Here is a 14,357-nt window from a genome sequence, read left to right as displayed (position 1 = left end):
CGGTTGCTTGGCTATTGCAACTGGTGAGGACGCTACTCGACCCAACCGACAATTCCTGAAGGGAGGGAGATGGCGCTTTCGTCCCCGCCGTGAACGACGGGTTGCACGCCATCGTTCTCATGAGTGACGAGCGACTGCGCCGGTGGCGGCTGGTGCTGGGCGGTGAGGCCGAGGAGGAGACCGGTACGGCGTTGTCGGCCGAGGACCGGTCCGTCGATGCGGCGCTGGCCGCGTTGTACGACGCCGACTCCGGCGAGTCCGGCACGCAACGGACGTCCGGGCTGGGGTCGTCGGCGCCGCGGGTGGCGCGGTGGCTGGGCGACATCCGGCAGTACTTCCCGAGCACCGTCGTACAGGTGATGCAGCGGGACGCGGTCGAGCGGCTCGGGATCACGCGGATGTTGATGGAGCCCGAGTTGCTGGGCGCGGTCGAGCCCGACGTCCATCTGGTGTCCACGTTGCTCGCGCTCAACGAGGTGATGCCGGAGGAGACCAAGCAGACCGCGCGGGAAGTGGTCGGCCGGGTGGTGGCTGAGCTCGAGGCACGGCTGGCGGAGCGGACGCGGGCGGCGGTGACCGGTGCGCTCGATCGGGCCGGACGGACGGCGCGCCCACGGCATTCGGACATCGACTGGGATCGGACGATCCGCGCGAACCTCAAGCATTTCTCGCCGACGCTCGGGACGATCGTGCCGGACCGGCTGGTCGGGTACGCGCGACGCAACCACAGTGTGCAGCGAGACATCGTGCTGGCGATCGACCAGTCGGGGTCGATGGCGGAGTCCGTCGTCTACGCGTCGCTGTTCGGCGCGGTGCTCGGGTCGATCCGGACGTTGCGGACCTCGCTGGTCGTATTCGACACCGCCGTGGTGGACCTGACCGATCAGCTCGAGGATCCGGTCGACGTACTGTTCGGGACCCAGTTGGGTGGTGGGACGGACATCAACCGGGCGCTCGCGTACTGCGAGGAGCTGGTCACGAAACCGGCCGAGACCGTGCTCGTGCTGATCTCGGATCTCTACGAAGGCGGAGTCCGGGAAGAGATGTTGCGTCGGGCGCGTTCTTTGGTGGAGTCCGGCGTACAAGTGATTGCTCTGCTGGCGCTCGCGGACTCGGGTACGCCGTCGTACGACGCCGAGAACGCGGCCGCGCTGACGGAGCTCGGCGTACCGACGTTCGCCTGCACACCGGACAAGTTCCCTGACCTGATGGCCGCGGCCATCCGCCACGAAGACGTCGCCGGCTGGGCGGCGACCAACATCACCTGAGAGGTACGTCGATGTCGACAGTCGAACTGACCCGCTTTCGCGTGCTGCCGGAGCGCACGGAGGAGTTGCTCGCCGCGCGCGCCGACATGCTGAAGGACTTCGAGGCGGACCGCGCCGGCTTCCTCGGCGCACGGCTGGTACAGCTCCCGGACAACGAGTGGCTGGACATCGTCGACTGGGCGACCCCAGCGGATTTCGCGGCATCTCGTGAGAAAGGCGCGAATCTGCCGGGCATCGCGCGCTTCTTCGCGGCGATCGACTCGCTCGTCGTCGCAGAGGAAGGCGTCAGCGCACCGTAAATTCGCCTAGCCGGCGACCTCCAGGATGTCGATCTCGGTGTACGGGTCGGCCTCGGCGAAGCGGAGGGCCCACTGCACCGCTTCCTCCTTGGTGTCGACGCGGATGATCGAGACGCCTGCAACGAGCTCCTTGGTCTCGGCGAACGGCCCGTCGATCACCCGCGGCTGGCCCGGCGCCGGGAACGTCACCCGCGCGCCGCGGGAGCTCGGCATCAGGCCCTCGCCGAGGACCAGCACCCCGGCCTGACGCATCTCCTCCAGCACGGCGTCCGCCCGCTCGAGGATCTCCGGATCGGGCGGATTCCCGGCCTCCAGGCTGTCATTGGTCTTGTGCAGCAGCATGTACCTCATAGCGCTGACCTTAAACGCCCCCCGGCAAGCTCAGCGCGGTACGTCGCCCCGCCAGGCGCCGGTCTCGCCCGGGCGCTCCTCGATGAAGTGCTTGAACCGCTCGAGGTCACCCTTCACACGCCCCTCGACGACGCCGAGCTTGTCGCCGACCTTCTCCAGGAACCCCTCGGGATCGATCTCCATCTGCGCGGTCACGCGGGTGCGCTGCGGCGTCAACTGGTGGAACGTGATCACGCCGGCGTGCTGCGGCCCGGAGTCCGACCGCCAGGCGACCCGCTCGTCCGGGTGCTGCTCGGTGATGGTCGCGTCGAACTCGCGACGCGCCCCGCCGACCTTCGTCACCCAATGGGTGTGCGTGTTGTCGAGCTGCCGCACCTCTTCGACGCCTTCCATGAACGCCGGGAACGACTCGAACTGCGTCCACTGGTTGTACGCCGTCGTCACCGGAACGTCGACATCGACGGACTGGGTGATGCCACTCATCTGCATTCCTCCTTGTTCGCCGTGAAGGGATTCCGGTACCCGGAGGGCGCTGTCATATGCCCGGTCTTCCGTGATGGCCGGTCAAGCGGCACCATGCGGAGATGGGTGAGATCGCGGAGCGGTACCGCCGGCGGGCCGAGGCGTTCGAGCGGAAGGTTGCGGCGGTGCACCCCGAGCAGTGGGGGAACCAGTCGCCGTGCGCGAAGTGGACGGCGCGGGACGTGGTCGAGCACGTCGTCACGATGCACGCGGCGATGCTGACGCCGGTCGCGCGGAAGCTCGAGCCGGCCGACGACCCGCTGACCGCGTTCCAGGAGGCACGAGCCGCGATCGAGGACGTACTCGACGACCCGGTCGCCGCGCTGACCGAGACCGACACGCCGTCCGGCCGGCTGACGACCGAGCAGCACATCGACCAGGTGGTGTCCGACGACCTCGTCCTGCACGGCTGGGATCTCGCACGCGCCACCGATCAGGACGAGACGATGGACCCGGCCGACGTCGAGCGGCTCTGGGCGACCGCGGTCGCGATCCCGCCGGAACTGATGACGAAGTACCGAACGCCCGGCGCCTCCGGCGAGGGCATCGAGGTCTACGGCCCCGAAGTACCAGTCGAGCCAGACGCCCCGCTCCAGGACCGCTTACTCGGCCTGCTCGGCCGCGAGCCGTGACAGGCTGCTCGGCGCGTAGTAGCTGCTCGGGTCGTCGCACAGCGGCGCCTCGGTGAGTTGCCCGGGACGAGACATGAGGACCGCGTGCCCCTTGGCGATCGCCGGGTCGAGGTACTCGTGGCCCGGGAGGTTTGCGACCGCCGTACGGCAGCCGAGCGCCATGCCTTCGAACAGCGCGGTGGTCGAGACGCCGACCTGGTACGTCGCGGTTGCGAGCAGATCGAGCGTACTGCCGCCGGTCGAGAGCTGGACGCCGTCCGGAATCGTGTAGTCCTCGGCGCGCTCGCTCGGATGCAGGCGATAGAGAACCTCCAGGTCCGGGTGCTCCTTCGCGACCGCGTCCGCGACGTCGACGAGCTCCGCTCCAACGGTCCCTTGCGACAAGAAGACGACCCGGCGCGGCTCCTTCGGGCCGGGCGGCGGCAGGAACGGCGCGCCCGTCACCTCGGTCCGCATCCCGGCGGGCAGGTCCGCGACATCGGTCCAGTACGACCCGAAGCACCACAGCTCGTCCGGCTGATCCGCGACCACGGGCCGCCCCGGGTAGCTGTACCCGAGGTGGAACGGGCTGATCGCGCCGTGCTGCAGTTCGACGACGCGGATCCCGAGATCGCGGGCGGCGCCAACGATGTGCTGGTGGAAGTACGCGACGACCAGGTAGACCGTCCTGATCCGGTGCTTCTTGAGGAGCGCGCGGTACAGGGCGCGCAGCCGCAGGTGCTTCGGGACCTCACGGGCCAGCAGCGCGCCGATCGGGATCCGGACACCGGTGAGTTTCTCCAGGGCGGTCGCGACGCCGCGGTCGTCCGCCGTACGGCGATGGATCGCGCCGGCGGCCGACGTGAAGAAGTCCAGGTTCTTGCTGCCCGGAAGCGGGGTGCCGTTGATCCCCGAGTCCAGGATCAGGGCACGGTCGCCGAGCGCGGCGCGGAGCTCATCGGTGTAGATCTCGACACCGTTCGGTTTCCGCGGGTGCGGTACGACGAGGGCGTCGTACCGGCCGGGGAACGGGGTGCGCGAGACGATCCCGGCGACGTGTTTCCCGACCAGGGCGGCCTTGTCGTACGGCGTACGTCGTACCGGATGTGGCGCGCCGTGGATGCCGGTGCGACGGGTCAGCTCATGAAAGACGCGCATCCGGATGATCGGCCAGGGGTGCGCTCCCCGAATCTGCCACGCGAGCAGCTCCAGATCCCGCTCCACCGTCCAGATCGCCCGGCACAGCTCCGCCACCGTCGGCCGTGTGCTCGGCGCCGTGCCGTTCCCGGTACTCGTCATGGTTGATCCCTACTATCCCGGCGAGACTACCGACGCCCGAGAAGAACCGGCGGACTGCCTTCAGCAGGTGCGTCTTCCGGCCGAGCAGCAGCCCGGCGAGGGCGAACCCGATCGCCGAGATCACCCGCGCCGAAGCATAGGCCAGCACCAGCACGTAGCTGACCGCGCCCGGGCGGATCAGCAGGCGGCTGATCGTGTCGCCGCTCCCGGAACGGAACGCCCGCCGTACCAGCCAGCGCAGCGTGGTGCGGCCGACCGGGACCTCCTCGGCGATCCAGGCCTCCTCGCACCAGACGATCCGGAACCCGGCGCGGTGCACGCGGAGGAAGAAGTGCAGGTCACTGGAGCCGGTGTACCGGAACGCGGGATGGAAGCCCGGCGTGACCGCGTGGTAGACGCGACGGCTGACCAGCGTGTTGTTCGTGTACGCCTTACGGAGCTCCTCGCCGGTGGTGTGCCGGCCGGTCGAATCGTGTACGTCGCTGTAGGCGTTCCACGGCGGCGCGACGGGCGGAAGATTGCCCTTCACCGGGCCCGTCACGACGTCGGCTCCGGAGGATTCCCACGCCCTGAGCAGCGTCGCCAGCCAGCCGGGAGGGGCGACCTCGTCGTCGTCGACGAAGATCAGCGCGTCGTCGTTCCAGCAGAGCTCGACGGAGCGCTCCCGGGCGAAGGGGATCCCCGGCTCCGGTTCCACGACCGACTCGATCGGGTACGGCGTACCGTCCCCGAACTCCTCCAGCACCCGCGCGGCCGACCCTTCCGCGTCGTTGTCCACTACGACGATCCGGATCGCGTACTCCCCGTCCGAGGGCAGCTCCTGAGCCTGCAAACTGGTCAACAACCCCCGCAACAGAGCAGGTCGCCTGAAGGTAATCACCGCGATGGCGACACTCGTGCTCATGCCGCCCGAGACTATCGGTCCCCACCCACAACCGCCCATCCACCGCGTGTGACATTCCCATCCGACAGGTCGAAAGGACACCGCTTCGCGGTGGCAGTTCTTTCGGCGCCTCCGGCAAAATAGCATCGCTCCCCAGACGGGGGTGTTCTGCGTTTGGGTCAGTTGGTGGGTGTGACGGAGATCAGGGGGAGGCCGAGGTCGCGGATTCGAGCGAGTAGGCCGTGGAGCTCGGACTGGTCCGCGATGGTGCCGCGGAGGGTGGTGGTGTGGTCGGGTCCAGAGGTGAGCATGAAGTCGGTGAACCAGCCGGACCAGCTCGGGTCGAGTCGCCCGGCGATCCGGACCTCGTAGACGGTCAACTCCGGACCGTAACCGGCTGCCGCAGCGACGTTGTCGTGCGCCAGAGGGAGTAGCCGAGGGCGATCATCGCGATGCCGTTCGGGTAGGCCAGCAGGCGGTAGAGCGAGTCCGGCATCACGGTCAGCGCTGCGGAGACGAGACCGCCGACGGCCAGCAGGACCGTCGCCCAGCGAGTCAGCACCCGAGCGCGGAACAACGCGATCCCGAGCAGCAGGCCACCGGTCAGGTAAGCGAAGCCCTGCACCTTGAAGACCGTCCCGAGCGTCCCGATGTCGCCGGTCGCGTGGCCGCCGGTCGCCACCTCGATCACGTCCCGCACGTACCCGGGGCTGGTGTCCGCGATCGACGGCAGGACGTACCCCGAGACGTATGTCGTACCGATGATCAACAGGTAGCCGAACGCGAGGACGACGTACCCGATGAGCCCGATGACGCCGTTGCGGCGGATCTGGCTCAGGTACAGGCCGGTGATCCCGACCAGCGCCAGCGCCGCCATCAGCAGCTTCAGCGTGCTCCGTACGGCGAGCTCGGTCGTGACGATCGAGTTGACGTCGACGTGCGGGTGCCCGATCTGCACCCCGATGAAGATCGCTCCGGCTGCCACTGCGGCGGCGCCTGCGGCTCGGGTCAGTGTGGTTGCGGTGAGAGTCATTCCCGCTCCTTCGTTCGTGTAATCGGAACGTAGGTCGCGACGTGGGGAGTAGTCGTCACCACATGTGGTGATTTAGAGCAGTCCGCGTTCGCAGATCCCGGAGAGTTGTAACGCCGGGGGGACATCCGACGATTTAAGGCGAGGACCGAATGTGGTCGGTTCACTCATCTTGGGGGTCCCCCGTTGTCCCGTCCCACCCAAATGCTGCGCCTGGCCGGGCCCGCGGCCCTCGTCGCAGCCGGCTTGGTCGCCCTCTCGGGATCGTCCGGCACCGCCGCGGTCTCCGCCGAGCCGAACGTGCTGCACGCGAAGTTCCGTCCTAGCACTGCTGGCGGACCCGCGTACGACGCCAAGTCCGTGATCGTGAAGTTCAAGCCGAAGGCCACCGCCTCGGCCCGGAAGGCCGCGCTGGCGAAGGCCAAGGGCAGGCCCGACGTCTCCGTCACCTCCGACGTGGTCACTGTGACCGGCGACACAGCGGCACCCGACCTGCTGAAGAAGGTCAAGGCCGATCCGTCGGTGGAGCTTGCCTCGCTCAACTACATCCGGCAGAAGTCCGCGACGCCGAACGACTGGCTGTACACGAACTACCAGACGTACCTGTCGACCGTCCGCGTCAACAGCGCCTGGGACCTGTCGAAGACCGCCGGAACCCAGACGATCGGTGTCCTCGACACCGGCGTCGACGCCGGCCACCCCGACCTGGTCGGTCACCTGCTGCCCGGCTACAACACGTTCAACACGGCCCTGCCGCCGAACGACGGCGACGGACACGGTACGGCGGTGACCGGCATCATCGCGGCCGGTACCAGCAACGGGGTCGGCATCGCCGGTGTCGCCTGGAACGCGAAGGTCCGCCCGATCAAGGTGCTCGACGACCGCGGCTCGGGCGACGACTCGAACCTGATCAACGGCATCAACTGGGCGGTCAGGAACGGCGTCCGGGTGATCAACATGTCGCTCGGCGGCGAGGGTGACAACCCCGTCCTGCACCAGGCGATCCAGAACGCGGTCAACGCCGGTGTCGTCCTGGTCGCCGCGGCCGGCAACACCGGCGCGTCGGATCTGCACTACCCGGGCGCGTACCCGGAGGTCCTGTCGGTCGGCGCTACGACTCCGGCCGGCGTCCTGACCAGCTTCAGCACCTGGGGCGACTCGGTCGACATCGCCGCTCCCGGCTACGACATCACGAGCACCGCGCCCCGCGACCAGACCGATCCAGGCTACGAGCCGTACTGGCTCGGCCTCGCCGGTACGTCGTTCTCGTCCCCGATCGTCGCCGGTGTCGCCGCCCTGGTCCGCAACAAATGGCCGTCGTACACGCCCGCACAGGTGATGGCCCGCCTCAAGGCCACCGCCCGCGACGCAGGCCCGCGCGGCACCGACCCGTACTACGGCGCAGGCATCCTGGACGCCTACCAGGCCCTCGGCGGGGCGCGCACCACGGACTTCGCGATGGGCGTGGCCGACAAGAACGACCAGCCTTCCCGCGCCGGTGAACTGATCGCCGGAGTACCCGTGTCCTCGACGATCGGCGTCGAAGGCGATGTCGACTGGTACAAGGTGCCCGCCGCGGGCGCCCACCAGGTTCGCGTCGACCTCACCGGCCCGATGTTCGACTCGGGCACCTACGCACAGAACTTCGGTCCGGTCGTCTCGGTGTACGACGCCAACCTGGAGCCGTTGGCCTTCGCCCAGAAGCCGGAGCCGCCGGTGGACGCCGACGGCTACGAGATTCCGCAGGCACTGACTGCCAGCACCTACGCCACGCTTCCGGACGCAACCACGTATATCGCGGTCCGGAACGCCAACGGCTCCCGCGACAGCCGCCAGTACACGCTGAAGGTCACCAACGCGGACGGCAACGTCGACACCGCACCGATCCCGGCGTACCCGGTCCGCGACCTCGAGCCGGGGAACCTGACCTCCGACGTGCCCGTCAACAGCAAGATGACGATCACGTTCGCGCGCGACATCGACCCGGAAACCCTCGGTGCCGGCGGTCTGTGGGTGCTCAACGCGACGACCGGTGCGGTGATCGACACGAGTCTCGTCTACGACCCGACGACCCGGCAGGCGACCATTACGCCGAAGACCGCCTGGCCGGAGGCAACTCCGCTGCGGCTGACTGTGAGCGGCATCAAGGAGGCCGGCGGAGTCCCGCTCGCACCGTTCAGCTCGGTGTTCAGCGCGCAGGACCTGATCCCGCAGCCGGTCCAGCTCACCGTGGCCGGCGCCTACCTGGCGGCAAGCCTGTCCTGGAAGATTCCGTCGACGCCGGATCTGGACCAGGTGATCGTACGGCGCAACGTGGGGAGCAAGGCGCCGACGCCGACGACCGGGACGCTCGTGTACGCGGGCACCGGGACCGCGGTGAAGAACACCGGGCTCGCGCAAGGCACGACGTACACGTATGCCGCCTGGGTCAAGGACCGGGCCGGTCACTACAGCCCGGCCGCGGTCAAGCAACTGCTCGGGATGAAGTCCGGGATCGCGGTGACCTCGACGCTCGTCAACTACGGCGGCTCGATCACGATCAAGGGGAGCACGCTGCGGATCGACAATCTGGCGTACGCCGGGTTGCCGGTGAACGTCTACGTACGGCCGAAGACGTCCTCGAAGTTCACGCTGCTCGCGGCGCTGAAGACATCGTCGACCGGGACCCTCTCCGTGACGCACAAGCCGCTCGTGTCGTCGGTCTACATGCTGACGTTCCCGGGCAACGGGACCCTGATGGGCACCCGCACCCCCGACGTCACCGTCCAGGTGAGGCCGACGATCTCGGCCGCTCTGTCGCCGGCGTCGATCCGCCTCGGTGGAACGACCGCGTTCAGCGGGTACGTCGCTCCGGCGCACTACGGGCAGACCGTCTACCTGCAGCAGTACGGCAACAAGGTTTGGAAGTCGATCGCCTCGGTGAAGCTGAGCAGCTCGGGCAAGTACGCCTTCGGTATCCGGCCCGCAGTCCGCGGCCAGATCGCCTACCGCGTCTACTTCCCCGGCGACGCCGACCACGCCCCGACGTACACGGTCAACAAGATCGTCACCGTCAGCTGACAGTCACGGCTGGGGAGGGTTCTGTGCCGATTCGGGCACAGAACCCTCCCCAACTTCATCTCCCCGGGCTGTACCTGTGGGTACAGTGGGGAATGTGGAGACGGTGGAGCGGTTGATTCGTAGTACGCAGGAGTTGTTGTGGGAGCGGGGGTACGTGGGGACCTCGCCCAAGGCGATCCAGCGGGCCGCGGACGCCGGGCAGGGGAGTATGTATCACCACTTCACCGGGAAGGCGGAGCTGGCGAAGGCGGCGATCGAGCGGTCGGGGGCCGAGCTGCGGGCGGCTGCCGAGGTGCAGTTGGCCGGTGAGGGTACGGCGGCCGAGCGGATCAGCGCGTACCTCGGGCGGGAGCGGGACGTGCTGCGCGGGTGTCAGGTCGGGCGCCTCGCGGCGGATCCGGACGTGGTTGCGGATCCGGAGTTGCGGGCACCGGTCGCGGAGACGTTCGAATGGTTGCGGGCGCGGCTCGCCGAGGTGGTTGCTGAAGGCAAGCGTACGGGCGACTTTCCCGAGTCTCTGGACCCGGAGCGGACCGCCGCGACGATCGCCGCCGTCCTGCAGGGCGGGTACGTGCTCGCCCGCGCGGCCGGGTCGACCGAACCGTTCGAGCTCGCGATCCACGGGCTCATCGACTTGTTGGGAGCGAAATGAAGATCGGTGCGGTGTTTCCGCAGCTCGAGATCGGCGCGGACCCGAAGGTCGTGCGCGACTGGGCGACGACCGTGGAGGGCGTCGGCTACAGCCACGTGCTCGCGTACGACCACGTGCTCGGCGCGGATCCGTCGAATCGCCCGGGCTGGAGCGGGTACACCGACAAGTCCTTGTTTCACGAGGTTTTCGTTCTCTTCGGCTACTTGGCCGCGATCACCACGGAGCTGGAGCTCGTCACCGGCGTACTCGTCCTGCCGCAGCGCCAGACGGCGTTGGTGGCGAAGCAGGCGGCCGAGGTCGACGTACTGAGCGGCGGTCGGCTCCGCCTCGGGGTGGGGATCGGCTGGAACCACGTCGAGTACCAGGCGCTCGGCGTACCGTTCAAGCAGCGCGGCGCTCTGCTCGAGGAGCAGGTCGACGTACTGCGGAGGCTCTGGGCGGATCCCGTGATCTCGATCGACGGCAAGTACCACGAGATCGAGGAAGCCGGACTGAATCCCTTGCCCGGCAGGGAAATCCCGATCTGGTTCGGCGGCAGCGCGGATGCCGTACTGCGTCGTACCGGGCGGATCGGTGACGGCTGGATGCCGCAATCCGCGCCGGACGAGAAGGCCCGCGAGCAGATCGCGACGATCCGCGAGGCAGCGGAGGCGGCCGGCCGCGACCCGCAGTCCGTCGGCATCGAGGCCAGACTGACGCTCGGCGCCGTACCCGAACAGGACTGGCGTGCCTTCGCCGACGGCTGGCGGGACCTCGGCGCCACGCACCTCTGCGTCAACACGATGAACCTCGGGCTGTCTCGGCCGGAGGAGCACGCCAAAGTCCTGCGCGACGTACGGCCCAGGCTCGGCTGAAGGTAACGTCTGGGGAAGACCACCAATCACGAGGAGCTTCAGTGTCTGTTGACGTCACCGGCCCGATGGGCGAGCGGTACGACGAGATCCTCACCGAGCGGGCGCTCGGACTGATCGAGACGCTGCACCGTGCGTACGACGGACGGCGGCGGGAGCTGCTCGAGCGGCGCAAGCAGCGCGTCGCGGAGATCGCGGCCGGGGCGTCGCTGGGGTTCCTTGCGGACACGAAGGACGTGCGGGACGACCCGGAGTGGCGGGTCGCGCCCGCTGCTCCGGGGCTCGTCGACCGGCGGGTGGAGATCACCGGTCCGACCGACCGGAAGATGACGATCAACGCGCTGAACTCGGGCGCCAAGGTGTGGCTGGCCGACCAGGAGGATGCGAACACGCCGACCTGGGAAAACGTTGTCGGCGGCCAGCTGAACCTGCTGGACGCGATCACCCGGAACATCGACTTCAGTACCGACACGAAGAGCTACGCGCTGAAGCCGGACGAGGAGCTCGCGACCATCGTCGTACGGCCGCGGGGCTGGCACCTGCCGGAGAAGCACGTCCTCGTCGACGGCGAGCGCACCTCCGGCTCGTTGGTCGACTTCGCGCTCTACCTGAGCGCCTGCGCGCAGCCGCAGCTCGACCGCGGCCAGGGACCGTACTTCTACCTGCCGAAGATGGAGTCGCACCTCGAGGCGCGGCTGTGGAACGACGTGTTCGTCACCGCGCAGGAAGCGCTCGGTATCCCGCGCGGGACGATCCGCGCGACCGTGCTGATCGAGACCTACCCGGCCGCGTTCGAGATGGAGGAGATCCTGTACGAGCTGCGCGAGCACTCGGCCGGTCTGAACGCCGGACGCTGGGACTACATGTTCAGCGTGATCAAGACGCACCGCACCCGCGGCAAGGACTTCCAGCTGCCGGACCGGAACAGCGTGACGATGACGGTGCCGTTCATGCGCGCGTACACCGAGCTGCTGGTGCGGACCTGCCACAAGCGCGGCGCGCACGCGATCGGTGGGATGGCGGCGTTCATCCCGAGCAAGGACCCGGCGGTGAACGAGCAGGCGTTCGCGAAGGTCGAGGCCGACAAGACCCGCGAGGCCGGCGACGGCTTCGACGGTTCGTGGGTCGCGCACCCGGGCATGGTCGAGACCTGCAAGGCCGTCTTCGACAAGGTTCTCGGCTCGAAGCCCAACCAGCTCGACAAACTCCGCGAGGACGTCGCCGTCACCGCGGAGCAGCTGCTCGACGTCGCTGCCACGCCGGGTGAGGTCACCGAAGCCGGTCTGCGCAGCAACGTTAGTGTCGCCGTCCAGTACCTGGCCGCCTGGCTCGACGGCACCGGCGCCGTCGGCATCTTCAACCTGATGGAGGACGCGGCGACCGCCGAGATCTCCCGGTCGCAGATCTGGCAGTGGCGCCAGAACCACGTCACCCTCGACAGCGGGGAAACGGTCAGCACCGAATTGGTCGAGCGGATCGCCGACGAGGAGATCGCGAAACTCGGTACGCCGGAGCGGTACGACGCCGCTCGTGCCCTGTTCCTGGAGGTCGCGCTCGCCGACGAGTACGTCGACTTCCTGACGCTCCCGGCGTACGAGCGCTTCAGCTGAACCTGGAGTCTGCCGCCGGGGGAACCGATCCAGATCAATTTCGGTAATGGCCGTAAAGCGTTGACATCGACGCTCGTACGGCCCTACGGTCGCGCCATAAGTCGAGTTCAGGACGCCAGAAAGGCGGCACTCCATGGCGAAGCGCGCGAGCTCGGTTCCCCTGGCCGGTCAGACCCGGCGTGACTTCCTGCGATTGTCCGGTCTGACCATGGCCGCGATCGGCGGTAGCTGGTCGCTGACCGGTTGCGGTCTGTTCGGTGACGACAGCAAGGCGGCCGACGGTCAGTCGACGCTGAAGATCGACTACGTACCGGTCGAGGTCCTGGACCCGCAGGTGATCACCAACGGCATGTGGATCCTCAGTCGGGGGATCTCCGAGGGCCTGGTGACCCAGAACGAGAAGGGCGACGGCGTGCTGCCGGCCGTCGCGTCCGAATGGAAGGTCTCCGACGACCACCTGACCTACACCTTCACGCTGCGCGACAACGCGCAGTGGTCCGACGGCAAGCCCGTCGTCGCACAGGACTTCGAGCGGACCTACAAGCGGCTGTTCACGCCCGCTGCGACGGCGGCCGGCGGTACGACGCTCGGCGCGAACAGCTACCAGGTCTCGACCGGGATCAAGGGCGCCAAGGACTTCCTGGCCGGCGTACTGACCGACTGGTCGAAGGTCGGCGTGAAGGCGACCGGGGACCACGAGCTCGTCCTCACCCTGTCCAACCCCAACCCGGACTTCCTGCTCGCGCTGACCCACCCGGCGATGCTGCCGCTGCCGATGGACTTGGTGGAGAGCAAGCCGAAGGACTGGCAGAACCCGCCCAACTACGTGTCCAACGGGCCGTTCACGGTGACCGAGTGGGTCCAGAACTCGAAGCTGATCCTGGTGCCGAACGAGAAGTACTGGGACCGCGGCAACGTCAAGCTCGGACGGATCCAGGTCAACCTGGTCGAGCCCAGTGCGGCCGCGACGGCGACCGTGGCGTACGAGAACGGCGAGACCGATCTGGTGCAGCTGGCCGGCCCCGACGTACTGCGGTTCCAGAAGGACGCGAAGCTGTCGAAGGAGCTCCAGCAGACCGAGAACTACAGCATCCTCTACCTCGCGAAGCTGCGTAGCCAGCACCCAGCGATGGAGGACGTCCGGGTCCGCAAGGCCTTGTCGCTGGCGCTCGACCGCAAGACCCTGGCGGGTGTGCAGCCGGGTCAGGAGCCGGGAGTCTCGCTGGTGACCAGCCGGACCGGGGGCTGGGACGAAAGCCTCGGGATCAAGGAGGACGTCGCCGAGGCGAAGCGCCTGCTCGCCGAGGCGGGCTATCCGAACGGCCAGGGCCTGCCGCCGGTGCGCATCCTCGTCGGCGTACCGGACACCACCTTGGCTGACGCGATGGTGGACAGCTGGACCAAGCAGCTCGGCATCAAGGCGAGTGTCGACCATGTCGAGTCCGGCGTGTACACCGAACGGCGCTGGCAGGTTCAGAAGGGCAACTACATCGGCTTCTACTACGGCACGTTCGCCGGACTGCCGACGTGGCCGACGATGGTCGGTTCGCTCTGGTCGCCGAAGAACGTTCAGGAGATCAGCCTGCCGAGCGACCAGTGGCAGAAGTATCAGGCCGTGCAGGAGGACAAGAACCTCAAGCCGGCGGAGAAGACCGCACAGCTGGATGCCATCCTCGCCAGCCATGCCTCGAAGCCGGCGCTTGAGATCGGTGCGCTGGTGGACAAGGCCAACACCGAGCCGGACGACGCGAAGCGCATGGCTTTGTACAAGCAGGCCGCGAAGCTGCGCGAGGAGCAGTACCTCTACCTGCCGGTGCTCTGGCTGAGTCTCTTCCACGCGGTCAAGCCGAAGGTGAAGGGGCTGCAACTGCGGGCCTATCCGGACTACTTCTACCTCAAGCCGCTGAGCGTAGGGAGCTGA

General features: G+C 68.0%; 14 protein-coding genes. 8 read left to right on the top strand and 6 right to left on the bottom strand.

From position 1 onward, the window contains the following. Nucleotides 1-119: 119 nt before the first annotated feature. Both EV651_RS24495 and EV651_RS24490 read left to right on the top strand, forming a co-directional pair. Complete coding sequence (locus tag EV651_RS24495; protein WP_133787583.1) at nt 120-1,268, top strand: VWA domain-containing protein; 1,149 nt, start codon at nt 120-122, stop codon at nt 1,266-1,268. An 11-nt stretch (nt 1,269-1,279) separates the two neighbouring features. Then, on the top strand, nt 1,280-1,567 hold the full coding sequence (locus EV651_RS24490; protein ID WP_133787582.1) for an antibiotic biosynthesis monooxygenase: 288 nt from the start codon (nt 1,280-1,282) through the stop codon (nt 1,565-1,567). A gap of 6 nt (nt 1,568-1,573) precedes the next feature. Here the strand turns inward: EV651_RS24490 and EV651_RS24485 are convergent, their stop codons facing one another. Together EV651_RS24485 and EV651_RS24480 are read right to left on the bottom strand one after the other, a co-directional pair. Then, the gene (locus EV651_RS24485; RefSeq protein ID WP_133787581.1) at nt 1,574-1,918 is read right to left on the bottom strand and encodes a YciI family protein; all 345 of its coding nucleotides are present in this window, start codon (nt 1,916-1,918) and stop codon (nt 1,574-1,576) included. A gap of 30 nt (nt 1,919-1,948) precedes the next feature. Beyond that, on the bottom strand, nt 1,949-2,401 hold the full coding sequence (locus tag EV651_RS24480) for an SRPBCC family protein (RefSeq protein WP_133787580.1): 453 nt from the start codon (nt 2,399-2,401) through the stop codon (nt 1,949-1,951). Between the two features lie 101 nt (nt 2,402-2,502). On the opposite strand from EV651_RS24480, the gene EV651_RS24475 reads away from it, so the two are divergent. Continuing rightward, nucleotides 2,503-3,072 (top strand): TIGR03086 family metal-binding protein, encoded by a 570-nt coding sequence (locus tag EV651_RS24475; protein ID WP_133787579.1) that lies wholly within the window; start codon nt 2,503-2,505, stop codon nt 3,070-3,072. Here the strand turns inward: EV651_RS24475 and EV651_RS24470 are convergent. The 4 genes from EV651_RS24470 to EV651_RS24455 form a co-directional block, all read right to left on the bottom strand. Further along, the gene (locus EV651_RS24470; RefSeq protein ID WP_133787677.1) at nt 3,043-4,209 is read right to left on the bottom strand and encodes a hypothetical protein; all 1,167 of its coding nucleotides are present in this window, start codon (nt 4,207-4,209) and stop codon (nt 3,043-3,045) included. The genes EV651_RS24475 and EV651_RS24470 overlap by 30 nt on opposite strands. Next, nucleotides 4,193-5,254 carry a glycosyltransferase family 2 protein gene (locus EV651_RS24465; protein ID WP_133787578.1) on the bottom strand — a complete coding sequence of 354 codons (1,062 nt, stop codon included), beginning with the start codon at nt 5,252-5,254 and terminating at the stop codon, nt 4,193-4,195. Before EV651_RS24465 ends, EV651_RS24470 begins: the two co-directional genes overlap by 17 nt. A 158-nt stretch (nt 5,255-5,412) precedes the next feature. After that, a complete protein-coding gene (locus EV651_RS24460) occupies nt 5,413-5,613 on the bottom strand; it encodes a hypothetical protein (RefSeq protein WP_133787577.1) in 201 nt (66 codons plus the stop codon). Beyond that, entirely contained in the window at nt 5,610-6,266 is a 657-nt protein-coding gene (locus EV651_RS24455; protein ID WP_133787576.1) for a hypothetical protein, read from the bottom strand. Before EV651_RS24455 ends, EV651_RS24460 begins: the two co-directional genes overlap by 4 nt. A 183-nt stretch (nt 6,267-6,449) precedes the next feature. On the opposite strand from EV651_RS24455, the gene EV651_RS24450 reads away from it, so the two are divergent. From EV651_RS24450 to EV651_RS24430, 5 genes are all read left to right on the top strand, one after another. Then, nucleotides 6,450-9,323, top strand: a complete 2,874-nt coding sequence (locus EV651_RS24450) for a S8 family serine peptidase (RefSeq protein ID WP_238157159.1) — start codon at nt 6,450-6,452, stop codon at nt 9,321-9,323. A 94-nt stretch (nt 9,324-9,417) separates the two neighbouring features. Continuing rightward, nucleotides 9,418-9,975, top strand: coding sequence for a TetR/AcrR family transcriptional regulator (locus EV651_RS24445; RefSeq protein ID WP_133787574.1), 558 nt, complete (start codon nt 9,418-9,420; stop codon nt 9,973-9,975). Continuing rightward, nucleotides 9,972-10,829 (top strand): LLM class F420-dependent oxidoreductase, encoded by an 858-nt coding sequence (locus EV651_RS24440; protein WP_133787573.1) that lies wholly within the window; start codon nt 9,972-9,974, stop codon nt 10,827-10,829. The genes EV651_RS24445 and EV651_RS24440 overlap by 4 nt, the downstream gene beginning before the upstream one ends. 41 nt (nt 10,830-10,870) lie before the next feature. After that, complete coding sequence (gene aceB / locus EV651_RS24435; protein ID WP_133787572.1) at nt 10,871-12,436, top strand: malate synthase A; 1,566 nt, start codon at nt 10,871-10,873, stop codon at nt 12,434-12,436. 133 nt (nt 12,437-12,569) lie between these two features. Beyond that, a complete protein-coding gene (locus EV651_RS24430) occupies nt 12,570-14,357 on the top strand; it encodes a peptide ABC transporter substrate-binding protein (protein WP_133787571.1) in 1,788 nt (595 codons plus the stop codon).

It is taken from the genome of Kribbella sp. VKM Ac-2571 (assembly GCF_004362255.1).
Classification (GTDB): Bacteria; Actinomycetota; Actinomycetes; order Propionibacteriales; family Kribbellaceae; genus Kribbella; species Kribbella pratensis.
The sequence above is the reverse complement of the archived record's forward strand: the minus strand, read 5'-3'. Positions and strand labels throughout refer to the sequence as shown.

Bases quoted from the DNA above. Each gene is read 5' to 3' on its own strand.
- EV651_RS24495 (WP_133787583.1), top strand. From the start codon at position 120: ATGAGTGACGAGCGACTGCGCCGGTGGCGGCTGGTGCTGGGCGGTGAG.
- EV651_RS24490 (WP_133787582.1), top strand. From the start codon at position 1,280: ATGTCGACAGTCGAACTGACCCGCTTTCGCGTGCTGCCGGAGCGCACG.
- EV651_RS24485 (WP_133787581.1), bottom strand. From the start codon at position 1,918: ATGAGGTACATGCTGCTGCACAAGACCAATGACAGCCTGGAGGCCGGG.
- EV651_RS24480 (WP_133787580.1), bottom strand. From the start codon at position 2,401: ATGAGTGGCATCACCCAGTCCGTCGATGTCGACGTTCCGGTGACGACG.
- EV651_RS24475 (WP_133787579.1), top strand. From the start codon at position 2,503: ATGGGTGAGATCGCGGAGCGGTACCGCCGGCGGGCCGAGGCGTTCGAG.
- EV651_RS24470 (WP_133787677.1), bottom strand. From the start codon at position 4,209: ATGCGCGTCTTTCATGAGCTGACCCGTCGCACCGGCATCCACGGCGCG.
- EV651_RS24465 (WP_133787578.1), bottom strand. From the start codon at position 5,254: ATGAGCACGAGTGTCGCCATCGCGGTGATTACCTTCAGGCGACCTGCT.
- EV651_RS24455 (WP_133787576.1), bottom strand. From the start codon at position 6,266: ATGACTCTCACCGCAACCACACTGACCCGAGCCGCAGGCGCCGCCGCA.
- EV651_RS24440 (WP_133787573.1), top strand. From the start codon at position 9,972: ATGAAGATCGGTGCGGTGTTTCCGCAGCTCGAGATCGGCGCGGACCCG.
- EV651_RS24430 (WP_133787571.1), top strand. From the start codon at position 12,570: ATGGCGAAGCGCGCGAGCTCGGTTCCCCTGGCCGGTCAGACCCGGCGT.